An 18,475-nucleotide genomic window follows, 5' to 3' on the forward strand; every position below is an offset into this window, starting at 1 on the left:
GCAATCACACCAAATACTATTTAATAACTTAAAATATAAATTAGTAGTATTGAATTCAAAAAGTGTAAAAAATGGATTTGGAATCTCAAAACCTTATTAAAAAACACCTGAAGAGCAAAGATTTTGCCAAATTTAAAAAACTGATTAGCAAAACCACACTGTATGATGTACCTGAGTCCTTAACTGGAGAATTGAGGCCCTATCAGAAAATAGGTTACTCATGGCTGGTTCAAAACATCAGATACGGTTTTGGGAGCATACTTGCCGACGATATGGGTCTTGGAAAAACAATACAGGTACTGTCTGCAATCCTACATTATAAAGAAAAAGACCTTCTCGAAGACAGAACAGTGCTGATTATTGTACCGCCAACATTAATTTCAAATTGGGAAAACGAAATCAAGAAGTTCACACCAGATTTGACTTATTTTATTTATCACGGATCCAACAGAAGCTATCCTTTAGAAAAATATGATATCATTTTGACTTCATATGGGGTTGTAAGACTGGATTTGGACATGTTTTTGGATGAAAGATGGTTTATATGCGTCATTGATGAAGCTCAAAACATTAAAAATCCGAATACCGAACAAACAAAAGCGATTAAAAGCGTTAATGCAAGGTCCAAAATAGCTTTAACAGGAACACCAATTGAAAATAGATTAATGGACTATTGGTCAATATTTGACTTTACCAACAAAGGATACCTGTCAACAAAAGATGACTTCAAAAAGCAATTTGTCATGCCAATAGAAAAGCTTGAAGATGAAGAAACTCTTCTGGAGTTAAAGACAATAGCTAAACCGTTTGTTTTAAGACGTCTGAAAAGCGACGACGACATTAAAGATGAGCTTCCTGAAAAATTCATAAATGACATTTACTGCACATTATCCAAAAAGCAAGTTAAACTGTATAATGCAATCCTGGAAGAGATTTTCTTCGATATTGAAAACTCCAAAGGAATTCAGCGAAAAGGAATAATTTTAAAGATATTGACTGCACTAAAACAAACTTGCAATCATCCGGCACAGTTTTTAGCTATTAAAAATCCTAAAATCAGTGAATCCGGCAAGATGGAGCTTTTGGTAAATATTTTGGAAAATATATTGGCTAACGATGAAAAGGTCATAATATTTACCCAATATGTGGAAATGGGCAAATTAATCCAGGAGTTAATCTCCAAAAAATTTAAACAGGAAGTGCTCTTTTTACATGGCTCACAAACCCTTAAAGAAAAAACCAGAGTGATTGATACTTTCCAAGAAGATGAAAACTATAAAATTTTTGTTGCAACCCTTAAGACTGGAGGAACTGGTTTGAATTTAACCGCCGCACAAAATGTAATCCATTATGACTTGTGGTGGAATCCTGCAGTGGAAAATCAGGCAACAGACAGGGTTCACAGAATAGGTCAGGACAAGGACGTGATGGTTTACAGATTCATTACAAAAGGAACACTTGAAGAGACAATAGATGCCATAAGCAAACATAAAACTGATCTTGCGGCCAAATCCATAAGTAACGATGAAACATTCCTTACAGAAATGACCGACGAAGAGTTAAAAGAAGTGTTAGAGTTGAGATTATAATCAGAATCTCATACTGAAATTAAGGCTTCTTGATGAATGTGTTAATGCACCGATAGATATGATGTCCACACCCAATTTTGCATATTCCACAATAGTTTCATCAGTTATTCCACCAGATACTTCAATCAATGAATTTTGACGAATGTTTAACTCAGATAACTTATCAATGACTTCACTTACTTCATCAGGCGACATGTTATCAAGCATTACGATATCCGCACGATTTTCAACACATTTTATTGCATCATCTAAAGTTTCCACTTCAATTTCTATTTTTTTAGAAAAGCTGGTGTTTGCCTTTGCTTTTAGCAGCGCATCCAATGGACTTTCACATGTTGCAATATGATTGTCTTTAATTAAAACCATATCATCCAAACCGAAGCGATGAGTATCCGCACCACCTACTTTAAGGGCGTATTTGTCAAATTTGGCTATTGCAGGTGAAGTTTTACGTGTTCCCGCAACCCTCACATCATAATCCTTAACCATATTAACATAATGATTGGCTGCGCTAGCCACTCCACTCATTCTCATTGACAAATTTAAAACAGTCCTCTCCAAAAGCAGAATTGTCCTTGCATCTCCGGAAACAGACATCAGCAAATCATTTTTAGAAATTGGAGTCCCATCCTTTAACCAGAACAGAACATTTATCCCATATTCTTCAAATACATCTCGAATTATATCCATACCTGCTAAAATACCTTCATCTTTAGAAATTATTTGGGCGCTGACCTCACAACCTTCATCAACAACTGCCTGTGAAGTTATATCCCCAAATCCCATATCTTCATCTAACATGTATTGAATAATCTTGTCCAAAAAATCACCTAAAAATTTAATATAATTATGAATATATATTATTTAAAGAACTATAAAAGTGATTACATTATGGAAATAATATTTTTAGGGACTTCATCTGCGGTCCATTCAAAAGAAAGAAATCATCCTTCAATAGCTCTGAAGGCTTTTGGTGATGTCATGCTGTTTGACTGTGGTGAAGGAACTCAAAGACAAATGCTTCATACAAAAGTAAGTCCTATGAAGATATCTAAAATATTTATCAGCCACTTTCATGGAGACCATATTTTAGGCCTTCCAGGGCTGTTACAGTCATTGGGGCTTCAGGACAGAAAGGAAAAATTAACAATATACGGTCCAAGAGGATTGAATAAAGTTAAAGATGCAATCTATAACTTTGGTTACTGTAAATTTGATTTTCCAATTGATTTTATTGAAATTGAATCTCAAATCATTGAAGAAACTGATGAATATATCATTAAATCACAGTTGGTAAAACATAATGTTCCATCACTTGCATATTCAATTGAAGAGAAGAAAAAACCGAGATTCTTACGTGACAAGGCTATTGAATTGGGAGTTCCTGTAGGTCCTGCTTTTGGTAAACTGCACAATGGTGAAGAAGTTGAAGTAAATGGCAAAATCATTAAACCTGAACAGGTACTTGGAGAACCTAGAAAAGGAATTAAAATAACTTACTCCGGAGATACAAGGCCCTGTGAAGAAATGATTGATCTGGCAAAAGACAGCACCATACTGATTCATGAATCCACATTTTCACTGCAGGATGAAGAAAATGCGCTTGAGCATGGCCATTCAACAGCTTCCGATGCTGCATATGTTGCCAAACATTCAAACAGCAAAGAATTGATATTGACCCATATCAGTACCCGATATAATGGAGAATTTTACAAAATACTGTTGAAAGAGGCCAGAGAAATTTTTGAAAATACCCGAATGGCCTATGACCTAATGGAAATTGAGCTATAGTGATACAATGAATATTCCTCAAACAACAATCAATGACCCCTGGATGACCCTTATTTATATACTGATTGTAATTATAATCACAACAATTATAACAAGACTTATTGCATTTTCAATGAATAGAATGAAACGATTCCATGAAAATGCGACTGTAATTTATCTTATTCGAGATATAATTAATTATATCATTTATTTCATTGCATTAATGGTTATTTTACAATTCTTTGGAATAAATCTTGCAGGAACTCTGCTGAGTGTAGGTATTGTAGGTATAGCTGTGAGTTTTGCGGCAAAAGACATTATATCCAATTTATTTTCAGGAATACTTTTGATTCTGGGAAAAAGTATTAAAGTTGGAGACACCATTGAAGTTAATGGAAAAAAAGGTTTCGTTGAAAGAATTTCACTTAGATCAACCGTTATTGTTGATGATTTAGGTGTTAAAAATCATGTTCCAAACTCAACATTAACAAATGACTATTATCTCCAGTTCAAACCTCCTGAAAAGTATAGGGTGGACATTTTGACAGGATTGCCACTTAATATTGATGTGGAAGATTTTGTAGAACATATAGTGGCAAAAATGGAAAGTTATGATGCAATAGCTGAAGACCCGAAACCTGCCGTTTTTGCGAATCAGATAAGTTTTAAACAAAGTAAGGTTAAAGTTTCATTTTGGGTAAAAGATTATAATAATAAAGACCAATATAAAATAATAATCACAAACGATATTAGAAAATATATTACAATGGGTGAGACAAATGAGTAACTCTCTTCAAGAAGAAATTTTAAAATTGAAAGACGAAAAAAATGCAATTATTTTAGCACACAATTACCAACCAAAAGAAATTCAAGAAATTGCAGATTTTCTTGGAGATTCATTGGAATTATGCATTAAAGCATCTAAAATTGACGACAAGGATTTAGTTATCTTTTGCGGTGTTGATTTCATGGCGGAAACCGCTTTTATTTTAAATCCTGATAAAAAAATTGTCATACCAACTTTAGAAGCGGAGTGCCCAATGGCACACATGTTGCCTGAGGACGTTTTACTTGAAGCAAAAAAAGAACATCCTGATGCAGGTGTTATTTTATATGTGAACAGTATTGCTGAAGCAAAACAACATGCTGACACTTTATGTACTTCCGCAAATGCAGTTAAAGTTACTGAAAGTTTACCACATGATAAAATACTATTCGGCCCTGATAAAAACTTAGGAACCCATGTTGCAGAAAAATTAGACAAAGAGATTATTCATGTCCCAAAAGACGGCCATTGCTATGTCCACAGACTATTCCATGTGGAAGATATTGAACTAAAAAGAGAACAGCATCCTAATGCAGAGGTAATTTGCCATCCAGAATGTAATATCAATGTTCAAAATGCAGCAGATAAAGTAATGTCAACCGGAGGCATGTTAAAATACATCGCTGAAAGCGACAAGGAAGAGTTTATTATCGGAACAGAAGTTGATATGATTACAAGAATCAATGCAGAAGTTCCTGGAAAAAAACTTTACCCACTCCTGGAAGGTGCAATCTGTGAAACTATGAAATTGCACACCCTGGAAAAAGTAAGGGATGCTCTTGTTAATGAAGAGCCTCAAGTAACATTACCTAAAGATGTTGCAGAAAAATCCAGAAAAGCCGTTGAACATATGTTAAATGCTAGTTAAACTAGCTTTAACTATTCTTTTAATAATTGCTCAAAAAATGAAATTACCTCATCTCCAAGATAAGAGTAATCTTCATTTTCGAAAAAATAACTTTCAAGACCCTGGTCCTGAATCAAGGTTACTGAATCTTTTACACAATCCTTAAATGGCATTAAATCCAAATCATAATCAAAATAATTCTTATTTGTCGCCACAAATAATGATTTGGCCTTTATTTTATGTAACTTATCTATAACATCAAATTGAAGATCGCATTCATTTCTAAATTTGAAATCATAAATGTCAACAAATAAACCTTCATCCAGAAAATCATCAAAAATTGCATGAATCTGATTGTTATCCAATTTACTGAAAGCTTTTTTGGAAGCTGAATGAGCAAATAATAACGAATTTATTGCAATGAGCGCCTTATTTTTTGAAATACTATATTCATCTGAATATAAATCCTCAACCGAATCAATAATGTGTTCAAAGGTTTTTCCCAGTATAAATCTATAACCGGAAGTTTTAGCTGCAGTATTTACCAGAAATATACAGTCCATCTCGTCAGGGTATTCACAGGCCCATGTTAAAACTTGAAAACCCCCTATGCCTTCACCGATTAACCCCTTTATTTTCTTAATTTTAAATTTTTCGGCTATGAACTGTCTCTTAAAATTTACCGCATCAAGACAGGTGTAATTTGGAAAATCATAATTTAAACCAGTAGTTGATGGAGAACATGACCCGGGAGTTCCTAATGAACGAATATCAATACAATACAATTTACTAAGCAGGTCAGAATTACTGTTAATATACTCCTGAGAATTTGATAAAAAGGAATAAGTTCCTTTAAAAGTTGAAAAAAACAACACCGCATTAACAATATATCCTTCATCATCATATATTGGGGTTCCGTAAGTTGCATATTCAACTTCAACATCATTAAGGACACGGCCATACTGGAATTCAAATGAATCCATTTTACAGAAACCATGTTCATTCATAATCATAAAATTTCACCTTTAATAATAAGTAATTCTTGATTACATATAAAGTTTTATTAAAAAAAATTGAATAAAATTACAATTTTCATTCCATTTCGATTTTGAAATTTGCCAAAAGTTCTCTAAAAACATCACTGACAATTTCAAATAATCACATATCTTCCAGAAAACTGGTTAAAAATACAGTCATTTCAATTTCTTCACGGGCAATGAAATCATCCAACTTTATTTTAGCAACATCACTCTGGAAAGGATATAATCTCTCATCAAAATACATTTTGATTTTTAACATGCCCTCATGAATTTCACATTCTTCAGACAGATTGTTATGGAGATAATCCAACTGATTTGAAGACAGCCCGGATACGAAATATTCTATGAAATACTGTCCGTCAGCTTCACCATAATTTTCAATTTTAACCCTCATCAAAAATCACTCATAAACTCCTTAAGCTCGTAAGATATATTTTCAAGTTCATTAAAACATAAATGACCCAATTGAGAATCCATTATAATCAATTCAGAATTTTTTATCAATTTTGACATTGGAATTCCGTCAAGTTCCGGCGGGAAATGCGGGTCTTGCTTACATGAAACAATCAAAACTTTGGATTTGATTTTATCCAAATCATTTTCAACATTGAACTCCATGCTGGCCTTGTTGCAGTATTTTAAATCATAGATATCTGTTTCAATCATTTCATTTCCGAATTCTTCAAATTCAATACTTAACTCATCATTAGTTTTGCTTCTTAAAGCTTCCTTTGAAAGCCCAAAATTGAATTCTGCTAAACAAGCTATTCTTAAAGTTCGAATTAATGAATATGTCAATTCTCCTTTCGCATAATCCGGATCAGATTCAATGATTTCATCCACAAATCTTGAAAGGATAAAATCATGACCTGCAACCTTGTAGCTACTTACACCACAGATAATGAAGTCTTGAAAGTCAGGGTATTCGATTGCCTGGGTTAGGCCAACGAAACCTCCCATGGAATTTCCAATTAGTCCCAGAATATGGTCAATGTTGAATTTTTCAGATAAGAATTGTTTTTGAAAATTAACTACGTCAAGCATAGTATATTTGGGGAATTTATTTTTCAAACCAGTCTGTGATGGAGAACATGATCCTGCAGAACCTAAAGCAGTTAGACTAATAAAATAATATTTATTACTGTCAAACGGACAATCAGGATAGGTTAACGGCAAAATCTTATTAATGCCCTCGAAGCTGCCTAAGGAACCGCTGCAGTAAAGAATTGCATTGCTGATTAAACCATTTTCATCATGTTTTGGAGTTCCGTAAGTCATATATTCGACTTTAACATCGTTTAACACTTCTCCATTTTCAAATCTGAAAGAATCCATTATGAACTCTTCTTTTTTATTTTCAAAAAATTCTTCATCAAAAATATAAATTCCTCCTAAAACTTATCAATATATCTAAAAAACAAATTATTTAAATTAAACTAGACAATGTTATTGTGATGAAATATAAAATTTTAGAACACCCCAACAGTGATGAGGCATACGATTTAGTTCATGAAGCTTTAAGAAAAAGAGCGACTATAACAATCTTTGCTTGTTGTAAAGTGAATTATGAAGGTCGTGCATTAAGTGAATTAAACTGGGGAGAAAGAATAATAATGATAAAGCCGGATGGAACATTTTTAATCCATCAGGAAAAGAAAGTGGAACCTGTTAACTGGCAACCTCCAAAATCAAAAACAAGAGCTTACATTAAAAATGAAAACTTATTCCTGGAAAGTCACAGAAGGACTCCAAAAGAACTTTTGACAGTTGAAATAAGACAAATCCAATTTATTAATTATGCCAATATTGAAGACTTCGAAGAATTGGAACAGGCAGGATACGAAAAAGACATGGGCGATATGATAATGGATAAACCCCATATGATTGAAGAGGGATTTACTCCAACTGCAAGAGAATACAGTGTGGAACATGGATTTATTGACATTTTAGGAAAAGACAGTGACAATAACTTAATGATTCTTGAGCTAAAAGCCCGTAAAGCAGGCGTTAATGCTGTCAAACAACTTAAAAGATACCTTCTGGATTTTGAAAACACTGAAAATGATTATCTTAGAGAATGCCAAGCACAAAAAAAGAAAATAAGAGGTTTGCTTGTAGCACCATCAATCATGGATGATGCATTAGAAATGATTGAGGAAGAAGGTATCGAATTTGTATCAATAGAACCCCCTCGTGAATTGAAAAGAGATAAAAAAGTAACATTGGATGCATTTTAGTCTAATGCATCTTCAATTTTTTTAAGCTCATTTTTGTAGAATTCCTTAGTGAAATCATTAGCCGGAATTGAAGTGGTTACATGACACTCCTTTTCTAGTTTATATATTAGATATTCTTCATTCTGAAGAGGAACAGTACTGTCTTCATCCAATAATTCCAAACCTTCCAATTCGGCCATTATATTGTCAAATTCTTCTTGTTCTAATGAAATGACATCATCCAATTCCATTTCTTGAACTTTAGGATTTAACTGCATAGCAATAGCTACAAAACCATTAACTTCCTTATCTGAAATTGAAAATCTTGAATTCCTGATTTCATCCATGGAAAATTTAATATGGGTAATGGTGTTTTTTGTAACTGGAATCTCATGGGACAGTCCAATTTGATTAATTTCATAGTTATTTTTCCAATCCCCAATTTTATAGATTGCATAATTCATATCATTAACATTAATTTTTTCGTCAGCCATCATATCACAATCATAAATATATTTTTATAATAATAAAAACATTATTATAAATATACATTATTAATAAAATGTAAATTTTAATGGAGGTTAAGTTGTGAAAAAATGTCCTGAATGTGGAAATCCTAGTTATGATGGAGCTCCTGTTTGTGGAAATTGTGGATATAACTTCCCCAAACCAAAAGTTAAAGCTCGTAAAAAAGACAGCATATTTCAAAATGAACAACGAGCTGAAATTCCTAAAAAAGAGAACATCATTCGCGAGGAACCAAAAGTTGATATTTCCAAAGATAAGCCAAAAGTGGAAAAACCTTCCAATCAACAAAGTACACTCGACATAATTAAAGAAAAAAAACTTATTATTGGAGCCATTGTGCTTATTACTTTAATTGTAATTTGTGGAATTGTCCTTACAGGGTCAAATAAAAACACCTCTCCTATTCAAGGCAGTAGTAATTTACTTGAATATAATGCTGGTGATTTTGCATTCAAATACCCTGAAAGTTGGAATAGTGTAAATCTTAGTGATGCAGATCATGAAGGCGCTGTATTTTTCCAAAATGATAATAATACAATTATAGAACATTATAACATTACAAGTAGTGCTAGTTCACTAAAAGACATCAATCAACAAAGAATCAGTCATGCATTAAGTAATGGTGACGCTATTGAACTTGTTGAAACCGTCACATTAGATGGCAGAAACGGGTCAAACATCATTGTTGAAAATGCCGATGGAAACTACACCAGATATGTTTCAATGTTTACTGATGGAGAATTATACGTGTTCAAGATTACTGGAGATTCTATTAACTCCATTACATCAGACAGCATCAATCAAGTAGTTAATTCCGCAGATATTATTTAAGTATGATTTAATTCATACTTATTTTTCTTATTTTAAAAGGTCATAATATGACAAAAATCAAAATTGCTCTTTGTCAAATGAATGTCATTGACAATAAAGAGGAAAATTTAAAAAAAGCAAGTTCAATGATTAATAAGGCTTGCAAGAATGCTGATTTTATTGTTTTACCTGAAATGTTTAACTGTCCCTATTCTAATGATAAATTTATAGAATATGGTGAAGTGGAAAATGACAGTTACACATTAAACCAGATATCCTCATTAGCTAAATCCAATAAGACATACATTTTAGCAGGCTCAATTCCTGAAAAAGAAAATGAAAAACTTTACAATACATCCTATCTTTTCAACAAAGAAGGAGATATTATAGCAAAGCATAGAAAAATGCATCTTTTTGATATTGATGTTAAAGATAAGATTACTTTTAAAGAATCCGATGTTTTAACAGCTGGAGATGAATTTACCACCGCTGAAACAGAATTTGGAAAAATAGGTATTGGAATCTGCTATGACATCCGTTTTCCAGAGCTTGCACGAATTATGGTGGAAGACGGAGCATTAATATTATTCTACCCCGGCGCATTCAATATGACCACCGGCCCTGCCCACTGGGAACTTCTTTTTAAATCACGTGCTCTGGACAATCAGGTTTATTGCGTGGGAGTTGCACCTGCATTAAACAGGGACGCATCATATCACAGTTTCGGACATTCAATAATTACAAATCCCTGGGGCGAAATTATAGCAGAAGCTGGTGAAAAAGAGGAAATAATATATGGTGAAATTGATTTAGATGAAATAAAAAAAATAAGGGAAGAACTTCCTCTTTTAAAAAATAAAAGAGAAGATCTCTATGAAATTATTAAAAAATAACTATTTCAATTTAGCCAATCTTTTCTCGAAGTAAGGTAATTTCTTTTCATTATCAGCAAATACTTCAATTGCAGTTTCAATGACCCTTATTTCATTGTCTCTATCATTAGCTTTTCTGTAAAGAACACATAATCTTTTATATGGAGCATCTTTAGGCTGTTTTGCATCAACATATCTTTCGTATTCTTTTATAGCTTTTTGAAGATTGGTTTTTTCCATTTCTTTAATTGTACTCATAGGTATTACTTTAACAATGGATTTTCCTGAAGATTTAGCTTTTTGTCTTTTTTGTGCTTTTTTAATAGCTTTATTACATGATTTTTTGAAATCCTTATCCTCTTCTGATTTTCTTGCTTTTTTAATCAAATTGATTGATTCATCTGTTGCAATATCCCCTAATGCCTGGATTGCAGCGAGTCTGACACCCCAATCTTCATCTTCAAGACATTTTGCAATAGTATCCAATTCATCTTCAGCCTGAAGATCACCAAGAGAACGTACTGCAACTTTTCTAACACCAAAATCTTCATCTTCAGTTGCTTCAACAAAATAAGGAATAACTTTTTTATCTTCAGTTTCTTTAAGTGCAAAAGCTAAAAAACGTTTGTCTTTACCTTCTGCATTTTTAAATTCATCAATTAATTTATCGACAGCCACATCCCCCATACTACCTAAAATTTCAGCTGCTTTAAATCTTACTTGAGCATTTTCATCAGTGGTAGCTTTAATCAATGGTTCAATAGCTGATTCATCATTAGTTCCAACTAATGATTCTATAGCTTCTTTTCGAACTTTAACATCATCATTTGATAAGTTGTTAATAGCTTCATCAAAACTTAAATTAGACATGATATTAAATTAGTTTTTAAGAATATATAAATACCCATTACACATGACCGTTTAAAATTCATATGAAACAGAAAACAGTTAGTCAAAAAAAGTAAAAATAATTAGACACTAAAAAAGAAATTTACATCGATTAATTATCGAAAAAAAGAAAAAAAGAAAATTGAAAATAAAATTTTCAATTTAAATACAGGTGTATCCACCATCTACAGCAATTGCTTGACCAGTTACGTAACTGGATTTAGGGGATGCTAAGTATACAACAGTGGAGTCTAATTCACCATCAACACCAGATCTTCCAACAGGTACAACAGTTTTTGTGTATGCTTTGTATTCGTCATTGTCGATAGTTGAACGAGTAAGTTCTGTTGGGAAAGTACCTGGACAGATTGCATTTACAGTAATGTTGTATTTTGCCCATTCTGCTGCTAATTGTCTTGTGAGGTTTACTACTCCACCTTTTGCAGCTGCATATGGGGATGTTGGGGTTGCCATTGTTCCAACTAAACCAAACATAGATGCGGTGTTAATGATTCTTCCGTATTTTTGTGGAATCATTGCTTCACGAGCAACAGCTCTTGACATTTTGAAGGTACCTGTGAGGTCTACATCAACAGTTTTGTTCCATTCATCGTCAGTTAATAATTCTGCTTCTTTTGTTGCTCCGTATCCTGCATTGTTGTGGAGGATATCAATTCTTCCAAAGTGATCCATGACTTCTTTTACGCAATTTTCAACACTTTCAGTATCGGTTACATCACAGACTACGCCGATGCAGTCTACGCCAAGTTCTTTAATTTCTTCTGCAACTTGATCTAATCTTTCTTTCCTTCTTCCGGTAACTACGATGTTAGCACCATATCTTGCATATGCTTTTGCCATATCAACACCAATACCGGAGGATGCTCCGCTTACTAAAGCTACTTGTCCTGATAAATTAAATAAATCATTCATGTTTTCACGCTCCACCACATAAATTAACATCATAAGTTATTCATATGGTTAATATAAATTATGTCAAGATTAGTTTATAAATTTTTCATTTTTATATCATTTTTTAGAATAAAAGTTGATTGTTGATGGATTATATCTAATATTTTTGACATTTAGACAATTCATGTTTAATTTCTATTATAGGACTCCATTTCTATAACCCCCATATTTAAATTAGAATCTAATTTAACGTGAAAAAAATCATATTTAATAACGATTAATACAAAATTAAAACCATAGAAAATTATCAAAAAGGGAACCTGCGAAAATGATTGAAGAGCAAACAAAAAGTTATACCAAAAAGCAAATTTTAAAAACCCTACATCCATGGGTTCAAAAATGGTTTAACTCAAAGTTTAAAGACTTTACTCCTGCACAGAAAAAATCAATCATTGACATCCACAAAAGAAATAACATCTTAATTTCATCACCGACAGGTTCAGGTAAAACATTGACCGCATTTTTATCTGTCATCAGCGAACTGACATCACTTGCCGAAAAAGATCAATTGGAGGACAAGGTTTATTGCATTTACATCTCACCATTGAAGGCATTGGATAACGATATCGAAAAAAACTTGGATGAACCCCTGAAGGGAATTGAAGAAATAGCCGGCCGTGATTTAGGAATTAGAAAAGCCGTAAGAACAGGAGACACTTCCCAGTATCAAAGGCAGAAAATGCTTAAAAAACCGCCGCATATTCTGATTACTACCCCCGAAACATTATCCATTTTGCTTGTTGCACCGAAATTTAGGGAAAAATTAAGTGGGGTGAAATATGTCATAATAGACGAAATTCACTCATTGGCCGAGAATAAACGTGGAGTTCACCTCAGTTTATCTTTGGAAAGACTGCAGCATCTAATAGGACAGTACACCCGTATCGGATTGTCTGCAACAGTAAGCCCGATTGAGGAAGTTGCACGATTTTTAGTAGGCTATGAATACGGAGTTGAGCGGAACTGCAAAATTGTAAATGTAAATTATTTAAAAGAGCTGGACATGGAAGTAATGTGTCCGGTAAGCGATATTGTTCTAGCTGACGAAGAGGACACCAGACTCGGAATGTATGATTTACTGGATGATTTGATTTGGGAAAACAAGACCACATTAGTATTTACCAATACCCGTAGCGGAACAGAGAGATTTGTCTATAATTTAAAGAAAATGTATCCAATGCACTATAATGATACAAACATTATGGCACACCACTCATCACTATCCAAGGAAGTGCGCCTGGAAACCGAAAACAAACTAAAAGAGGGAAAACTGAAAGCAGTTATCTCATCAACATCTCTTGAACTTGGAATCGATATAGGATACATTGATCTGGTCGTTTTAATCAATTCACCAAAATCCGTATCCAGAGCCCTTCAAAGGATTGGAAGAAGCGGTCACAGATTGCATGAAAAATCTAGGGGAAAAATCATTGTTACCGACCGTGACGATTTAGTGGAATGTTCCGTATTGCTTAAAAATGCAAAAGAAGGTAAAATCGATAAAATATCAATACCAACAAACTGCTTGGACGTTTTAGCACAACACATTTATGGGATGAGCATTGAAAATCCATGGGACATTGACTATGCATATGATGTGATTTGCAAAAGCTACTGCTATAGACATCTCACAAGGGACGATTATGAAGATGTTTTAAGTTACATGGCCGGAGAATATCCTGAACTTGAAGAAAGATACGTTTATGCAAAGATTTGGATTGATTATAAAGAAAATACCTTTGGAAAACGTGGAAAACTAGCTAGAATGCTTTATTCAACAAACATCGGAACAATACCAGATTCATCTGGAGTTTTGGTTAAATGTGATGGAGAAACCGTTGGTAAAATAGAAGAAACATTCATGGAAAGACTTAAAAAAGGAGATACATTCGTTTTGGGCGGTAGAACCTACAGATTCAACTACGGAAAAGGAATGACAATCAATGTAACTCCAGCAAGCGGACCTCCGACAATACCTTCATGGTTTTCACAGCAGCTCCCACTGGCTTTTGACCTAGCAATGGACATACAGCAATTCAGAGACCACATGGATTCTAAATTCCAATATCGCAGAAGCAAAGAGGAAATCATGGAATTTATTCATGAATACTTATACGTAGACGATTTTGCGGCAAATTCCATATATGAATATTTCGTGGAACAATTCAAATATGCTAAAATCCCAACCAAACGCAGGTTATTAATCGAATATTATAAAGGATTTGGCGGAAGACGCTTTGTCATATTCCATTCATTATTCGGAAGAAAGGTCAACGATGCCCTTTCAAGAGCTGTCGCATACATTGTTGCTCAAAAATACAACATGAACGTTACCATTTCAATATCCGATAACGGATTCTATTTATCATCAGACAGTAAAATCGGAGGGCTCGAATCATTTAGAGAAATAAATCCTGAAAACTTTGAAACCATTCTGATTAATGCATTGAATAAAACAGAAACTTTAGCTTCAAGATTCAGGCATTGTGCCGGAAGATCCCTGATGACACTTAGAAGATACAAAGGGGAATCCAAATCCGTAGGCCGCCAACAGGTCAGGGGAAAAATTTTACTCAAGTTTGTTCAGGAAATGGACGATAACTTCTCAATATTAAAAGAAGCCCGTAGAGAAGCTCTTGAAGATTACATGGACATTAAAAATGCCCTGAAAGTAATTGAAATGATTGACAGAGAAGAAATGGAAATCAAAACAATAAATACTGTGATTCCAAGTCCTTTCGCATTTAATTTGGTCTCACAGGGATATCTCGATGTTTTAAATCAAAATGACAAGGGAGAATTTACAAAAAGAATGCATCAGGCAATACTTGACCAAATCAAAGATAAATTAAAAGACATCTATTGATTAAAAAAATAATTAAATACTTATATTAACATATTAAATAATGACTTAAAAAAAGGTGATACTATGACTAAATGGAGCGCTGTAATTACCGGTTTCATATTAGCTGTAATTGTACAGTCATTCTTTGCTAGATATGAATTCATTGGATTGTTAATCGTTGGATTTATTACTGGATATATTGCCCATTCCGGAATACTGGGAGGCCTGTGGAATGCTGCAGTTGCAGGAGCATTCGGCACAATTGTCTGCGCAATATTATTTATCATAATTGCTACTTTCGGAGGAAGCCTATTTGGAATTTTCGGAGGTTTGACCGGATTTACATTATCTGGAATCTCAAGCATTGTTGCAATTATTTCAAAATTAATCCACTATGCAATTGTCATGGGAATTACTGGAGCTATTGGAGGAGCAATAGCTTCTAAAAATGAAAATTAAGTTTTTGGAGATATAAAATGAAATATGATTTCGGCATAAACATTAAAGCACTAGTGTTTGGAGCGGCAATAGCTGCTGCATTTATACTATTCGGATATCAATATTGGGATTGGTTTTATCCATTTTCAGCAATAGGACTTATTTATGCAGGATATGGGCAAGATAACCTTAAAGCAGGTACATTAATGGGTTTACTTGCTTCAACACCTATTGTAGTTTTAACATTACAGGGATATATGGGGCAATTCGACGGATTCTTTTTAACAGAAACCGGAATAATAACCGTGACATTAATTATCCTTATTGTTGGTGCGGTTGTCGGTTTTGTTGGTGCATGGACAAAAAGAAGCCGTGTTAAAGCTTTAGAACAATATGAAAAACAACAAAAAATAGGTAAAAATAAAAAGAAAGGCAAAAAATAATAACAAATTTATGTTATTATTTTTTCTAATTCATCTCTTTCTATTCCGTTTTTAATTTCAACTGCAATTCTTCTACCCATACTCATTGGTTTGCCATAGGTTAAGTAGGAGTAAGGAGAACCATCCATAAAGGTATTTGTTCCACCGTCAGTTCTTGCACTGATTTCGAAACAGATTACTTCAAGGTTATCATTTACTAATGTTTGCATACAGAATGGACCGTTTAAACCTGGAGCAACTAATTTTTTAGCACTTTCAGTTAATTTGTCTGCAATATCAAATACTTGAGGAAGTAATGATTCACGTATTACAGCAGGGTGATTACCAGTTACAACATAAGATGGACTTAAATCAATGTCTAATTGGTCTTTTGCAGGCATCCTTACAAATCCGTCAATACTGGATTCATATCTTGTGTCCATACCCATTAATTCAACTGTATCATCAAGTGCAGAGTAAAAATAGTGTATACAATAGTTACAACCGGAAACATATTCTTCAATGTGTGCTGCTTCAACATCACTGTCTTCTAACCAGCCACGTGCTTTCATAGCTTCGATTTTTGCATCAAACTCTTCAGTAGATGATGCTACAAAGTAACCTCTTCCACCTCTTGCACCAGGGAATTTTACCATTACCGGCCTGTCAATTTCAGACGGGTCATTGTATTTGAATGGAATTCTTACATCGCCTTCAACAAGCAAAGCTCTTTCCTTGTCTCTTTCAGCTTCCCATCTAAGCACATCCCTGTTACCGAACATTGGCACATTGAATTTGTCTTCGACATTATCCAAACCTGCATATGCTACAAAAGATCCGTGTGGGATAACAATTGCATTCATGTCTCTAAGCTGTTGTTGAACATCTTCATTGACAATGTCTTTAAATTCATCGACTATGATATATTCATCAGCAACGCCAAATCTTTGATATGGAACTTCTCTGCCTTTTTGACAAACGATAGCTGTTCTGAATCCTTCTTCTTTAGCACCTTGTAAAATATGTAAAGAAGTGTGGCTTCCTAAGGTAGCTATGGTTATATTTTCCTTGTCATAACCAGCCAAAATTTCCAAAATGTCTTCTTTTTTAACTTCTCCCATTATATCTTCTCCTTAAAAGAACGATAATATTATATATATTTTTAGAATTTATAATAGTTTTTATTTTGAATAACATTAAAAATAATGAAAAACAAACAGTAAACTGAATTATAAAGGAACAGATAAAATGTTAATCGGTTTAATTTCAGACACACATATTCCAGATAGGGCAAGACAACTGCCAGATAACGTGCTTGAAGCGTTTAAAGATGTTGATTTAATATTGCATGCAGGTGATTTGACTTCACCGAAAGTTATTGAAAAATTAGAAAGCATAGCTCCGGTTATGGCAGTTCAGGGAAATATGGATAGAGCTAATGGAATTAACCTGCCTCAGGCAAAAACAATCGAAGCCGAAGGCCTTAAAATCGGATTGATACATGGAGAAGTATATCCGAGAGCAGACACACAGCAATTGGTATATATTGCAAAGGAACTTGATGTGGACATATTAGTTTCCGGACATTCACATCAGCCAAAAATAGAGCAGACCGATGGGGTGCTGTTAATCAACCCAGGAAGTCCGATAGTGCCTAGGCTTGCAGACAGAACAGTGATGTTGCTTGAAATTAACAACAAGGAAGTGGATGTTGAAATTGTTAAAATAGGCGCTCCGGTTTGCAGTGCTCTAGATTTCGATAAATTCAAGAGGGATTGAAATGGGAAGCAGATGGCAAGTGGAAAAACATCATGATCCATATTATAAAAAAGCTAAAAAAGAAGAATACCGCTCACGAGCATCATACAAACTTAAACAGTTGGATAAAAAGTTTAAACTACTTAAAGAAGGAAATACCGTAGTTGATTTGGGAGCCGCTCCTGGCGGATGGTCACAGGTAGCGCTTGAAAAGGTTGGCGAAGAAGGAATTGTAGTTGGAGTCGATTTAAACAGATTCAAAAAGTTCCATGAAGAAAACTACCATGGCCTGAGAGGGGATTTCACAACTCCCGAAGTGCAGGAAAAAATTATGAACATCATCGGAGGAAGAGCGGACGTGGTCATGTCAGATGCCTCACCATCACTATGTGGAATAAAAAACATTGACCAGCTCAGGTCCATTGATTTAACAAATACCGTGATAGAAATTGCAGAAAATATCCTGGAAAATAAGGGAAACCTTGTCATGAAAGTGTTTCAGGGTCCGGATTACAAACCGATGCTGGATTCTCTTAAAGGAAAATTCAGAAAAGTTAAGACCACAAAACCTGCATCATCACGTAAAAAAAGTTCTGAAATGTATGTTGTAGGACTGGAATATAAATCTAAAAAAAATAGAAAAGGAAAATAAAT

General features: G+C 33.9%; 20 protein-coding genes. 12 read left to right on the top strand and 8 right to left on the bottom strand.

The annotated features are described in order from the left end of the window. The first annotated feature begins 71 nt into the window (after positions 1-71). Complete coding sequence (locus tag E7Z81_RS05790; RefSeq protein WP_292745251.1) at positions 72-1,589, top strand: DEAD/DEAH box helicase; 1,518 nt, start codon at positions 72-74, stop codon at positions 1,587-1,589. On the opposite strand, the gene nadC is transcribed toward E7Z81_RS05790, so the two are convergent. Further along, positions 1,590-2,411, bottom strand: coding sequence for a carboxylating nicotinate-nucleotide diphosphorylase (gene nadC, locus E7Z81_RS05795; protein WP_292745254.1), 822 nt, complete (start codon positions 2,409-2,411; stop codon positions 1,590-1,592). A gap of 69 nt (positions 2,412-2,480) precedes the next feature. Here nadC and rnz point away from each other — a divergent pair, with 69 nt between their 5' ends. From rnz to nadA, 3 genes are read left to right on the top strand one after another with little or no spacing between them, the layout of a single operon-like run. Next, on the top strand, positions 2,481-3,380 hold the full coding sequence (rnz, locus tag E7Z81_RS05800) for a ribonuclease Z (RefSeq protein ID WP_292745256.1): 900 nt from the start codon (positions 2,481-2,483) through the stop codon (positions 3,378-3,380). 7 nt (positions 3,381-3,387) lie between these two features. Then, positions 3,388-4,146, top strand: coding sequence for a mechanosensitive ion channel domain-containing protein (locus E7Z81_RS05805; RefSeq protein WP_292745258.1), 759 nt, complete (start codon positions 3,388-3,390; stop codon positions 4,144-4,146). After that, positions 4,139-5,053 (top strand): quinolinate synthase NadA, encoded by a 915-nt coding sequence (gene nadA / locus E7Z81_RS05810; RefSeq protein ID WP_292745260.1) that lies wholly within the window; start codon positions 4,139-4,141, stop codon positions 5,051-5,053. The genes E7Z81_RS05805 and nadA overlap by 8 nt, the downstream gene beginning before the upstream one ends. An 11-nt stretch (positions 5,054-5,064) precedes the next feature. On the opposite strand, the gene E7Z81_RS05815 is transcribed toward nadA, so the two are convergent. The 3 genes from E7Z81_RS05815 to E7Z81_RS05825 form a co-directional block, all read right to left on the bottom strand. Next, positions 5,065-6,045, bottom strand: coding sequence for an alpha/beta fold hydrolase (locus E7Z81_RS05815; RefSeq protein ID WP_292745262.1), 981 nt, complete (start codon positions 6,043-6,045; stop codon positions 5,065-5,067). Positions 6,046-6,190: 145 nt separating this feature from the next. Beyond that, entirely contained in the window at positions 6,191-6,466 is a 276-nt protein-coding gene (locus E7Z81_RS05820; protein WP_292745264.1) for a DUF5750 family protein, read from the bottom strand. Next, positions 6,466-7,407: an alpha/beta fold hydrolase gene (locus E7Z81_RS05825; protein WP_292745266.1), complete on the bottom strand. Its 942-nt coding sequence runs from the start codon at positions 7,405-7,407 to the stop codon at positions 6,466-6,468. The genes E7Z81_RS05820 and E7Z81_RS05825 overlap by 1 nt, the downstream gene beginning before the upstream one ends. A gap of 119 nt (positions 7,408-7,526) precedes the next feature. Between E7Z81_RS05825 and nucS the strand changes: the two genes are divergently transcribed. After that, the gene (gene nucS / locus E7Z81_RS05830; protein ID WP_292745267.1) at positions 7,527-8,309 is read left to right on the top strand and encodes an endonuclease NucS; all 783 of its coding nucleotides are present in this window, start codon (positions 7,527-7,529) and stop codon (positions 8,307-8,309) included. Here the strand turns inward: nucS and E7Z81_RS05835 are convergent. Then, on the bottom strand, positions 8,306-8,782 hold the full coding sequence (locus E7Z81_RS05835; RefSeq protein ID WP_292745270.1) for a hypothetical protein: 477 nt from the start codon (positions 8,780-8,782) through the stop codon (positions 8,306-8,308). The two genes, nucS and E7Z81_RS05835, sit on opposite strands and share 4 nt — an antisense overlap. A gap of 94 nt (positions 8,783-8,876) precedes the next feature. On the opposite strand from E7Z81_RS05835, the gene E7Z81_RS05840 reads away from it, so the two are divergent. Together E7Z81_RS05840 and E7Z81_RS05845 are read left to right on the top strand one after the other, a co-directional pair. Beyond that, positions 8,877-9,647, top strand: coding sequence for a zinc ribbon domain-containing protein (locus E7Z81_RS05840; protein WP_292745272.1), 771 nt, complete (start codon positions 8,877-8,879; stop codon positions 9,645-9,647). 47 nt (positions 9,648-9,694) lie between these two features. Further along, the gene (locus E7Z81_RS05845) at positions 9,695-10,519 is read left to right on the top strand and encodes a carbon-nitrogen hydrolase family protein (protein ID WP_292745273.1); all 825 of its coding nucleotides are present in this window, start codon (positions 9,695-9,697) and stop codon (positions 10,517-10,519) included. Here the strand turns inward: E7Z81_RS05845 and E7Z81_RS05850 are convergent, their stop codons facing one another. Next, the gene (locus E7Z81_RS05850) at positions 10,520-11,368 is read right to left on the bottom strand and encodes a HEAT repeat domain-containing protein (protein WP_292745275.1); all 849 of its coding nucleotides are present in this window, start codon (positions 11,366-11,368) and stop codon (positions 10,520-10,522) included. A gap of 180 nt (positions 11,369-11,548) precedes the next feature. Further along, positions 11,549-12,319, bottom strand: a complete 771-nt coding sequence (locus E7Z81_RS05855) for an SDR family oxidoreductase (RefSeq protein WP_292745277.1) — start codon at positions 12,317-12,319, stop codon at positions 11,549-11,551. Between the two features lie 307 nt (positions 12,320-12,626). Between E7Z81_RS05855 and E7Z81_RS05860 the strand changes: the two genes are divergently transcribed. The 3 genes from E7Z81_RS05860 (at position 12,627) to E7Z81_RS05870 (ending at position 16,084) form a co-directional block, all read left to right on the top strand. Further along, a complete protein-coding gene (locus E7Z81_RS05860; RefSeq protein WP_292745279.1) occupies positions 12,627-15,224 on the top strand; it encodes an ATP-dependent helicase in 2,598 nt (865 codons plus the stop codon). A 63-nt stretch (positions 15,225-15,287) separates the two neighbouring features. Then, a complete protein-coding gene (locus tag E7Z81_RS05865) occupies positions 15,288-15,662 on the top strand; it encodes a DUF5518 domain-containing protein (protein ID WP_292745281.1) in 375 nt (124 codons plus the stop codon). A 17-nt stretch (positions 15,663-15,679) separates the two neighbouring features. Next, complete coding sequence (locus E7Z81_RS05870; protein WP_292745283.1) at positions 15,680-16,084, top strand: hypothetical protein; 405 nt, start codon at positions 15,680-15,682, stop codon at positions 16,082-16,084. An 8-nt stretch (positions 16,085-16,092) separates the two neighbouring features. On the opposite strand, the gene E7Z81_RS05875 is transcribed toward E7Z81_RS05870, so the two are convergent. Beyond that, the gene (locus tag E7Z81_RS05875) at positions 16,093-17,184 is read right to left on the bottom strand and encodes a formate--phosphoribosylaminoimidazolecarboxamide ligase (protein ID WP_292745285.1); all 1,092 of its coding nucleotides are present in this window, start codon (positions 17,182-17,184) and stop codon (positions 16,093-16,095) included. A gap of 127 nt (positions 17,185-17,311) precedes the next feature. Here E7Z81_RS05875 and E7Z81_RS05880 point away from each other — a divergent pair, with 127 nt between their 5' ends. After that, a complete protein-coding gene (locus E7Z81_RS05880) occupies positions 17,312-17,842 on the top strand; it encodes a metallophosphoesterase (RefSeq protein WP_292745287.1) in 531 nt (176 codons plus the stop codon). A 1-nt stretch (position 17,843) separates the two neighbouring features. After that, complete coding sequence (locus tag E7Z81_RS05885) at positions 17,844-18,473, top strand: SAM-dependent methyltransferase (RefSeq protein ID WP_292745289.1); 630 nt, start codon at positions 17,844-17,846, stop codon at positions 18,471-18,473. The last annotated feature ends 2 nt before the right edge of the window (positions 18,474-18,475 follow it).

The organism is Methanobrevibacter sp., from assembly GCF_015062935.1.
GTDB lineage: Archaea > Methanobacteriota > Methanobacteria > Methanobacteriales > Methanobacteriaceae > Methanocatella.

Coding starts and splice junctions, on each gene's coding strand:
- E7Z81_RS05790 (WP_292745251.1), top strand. CDS start 72: ATGGATTTGGAATCTCAAAACCTTATTAAAAAACACCTGAAGAGCAAA.
- rnz (WP_292745256.1), top strand. CDS start 2,481: ATGGAAATAATATTTTTAGGGACTTCATCTGCGGTCCATTCAAAAGAA.
- E7Z81_RS05805 (WP_292745258.1), top strand. CDS start 3,388: ATGAATATTCCTCAAACAACAATCAATGACCCCTGGATGACCCTTATT.
- nadA (WP_292745260.1), top strand. CDS start 4,139: ATGAGTAACTCTCTTCAAGAAGAAATTTTAAAATTGAAAGACGAAAAA.
- E7Z81_RS05815 (WP_292745262.1), bottom strand. CDS start 6,045: ATGATTATGAATGAACATGGTTTCTGTAAAATGGATTCATTTGAATTC.
- E7Z81_RS05820 (WP_292745264.1), bottom strand. CDS start 6,466: ATGAGGGTTAAAATTGAAAATTATGGTGAAGCTGACGGACAGTATTTC.
- E7Z81_RS05825 (WP_292745266.1), bottom strand. CDS start 7,407: ATGGATTCTTTCAGATTTGAAAATGGAGAAGTGTTAAACGATGTTAAA.
- nucS (WP_292745267.1), top strand. CDS start 7,527: ATGAAATATAAAATTTTAGAACACCCCAACAGTGATGAGGCATACGAT.
- E7Z81_RS05835 (WP_292745270.1), bottom strand. CDS start 8,782: ATGGCTGACGAAAAAATTAATGTTAATGATATGAATTATGCAATCTAT.
- E7Z81_RS05845 (WP_292745273.1), top strand. CDS start 9,695: ATGACAAAAATCAAAATTGCTCTTTGTCAAATGAATGTCATTGACAAT.
- E7Z81_RS05850 (WP_292745275.1), bottom strand. CDS start 11,368: ATGTCTAATTTAAGTTTTGATGAAGCTATTAACAACTTATCAAATGAT.
- E7Z81_RS05855 (WP_292745277.1), bottom strand. CDS start 12,319: ATGAATGATTTATTTAATTTATCAGGACAAGTAGCTTTAGTAAGCGGA.
- E7Z81_RS05860 (WP_292745279.1), top strand. CDS start 12,627: ATGATTGAAGAGCAAACAAAAAGTTATACCAAAAAGCAAATTTTAAAA.
- E7Z81_RS05865 (WP_292745281.1), top strand. CDS start 15,288: ATGACTAAATGGAGCGCTGTAATTACCGGTTTCATATTAGCTGTAATT.
- E7Z81_RS05870 (WP_292745283.1), top strand. CDS start 15,680: ATGAAATATGATTTCGGCATAAACATTAAAGCACTAGTGTTTGGAGCG.
- E7Z81_RS05875 (WP_292745285.1), bottom strand. CDS start 17,184: ATGGGAGAAGTTAAAAAAGAAGACATTTTGGAAATTTTGGCTGGTTAT.
- E7Z81_RS05880 (WP_292745287.1), top strand. CDS start 17,312: ATGTTAATCGGTTTAATTTCAGACACACATATTCCAGATAGGGCAAGA.
- E7Z81_RS05885 (WP_292745289.1), top strand. CDS start 17,844: ATGGGAAGCAGATGGCAAGTGGAAAAACATCATGATCCATATTATAAA.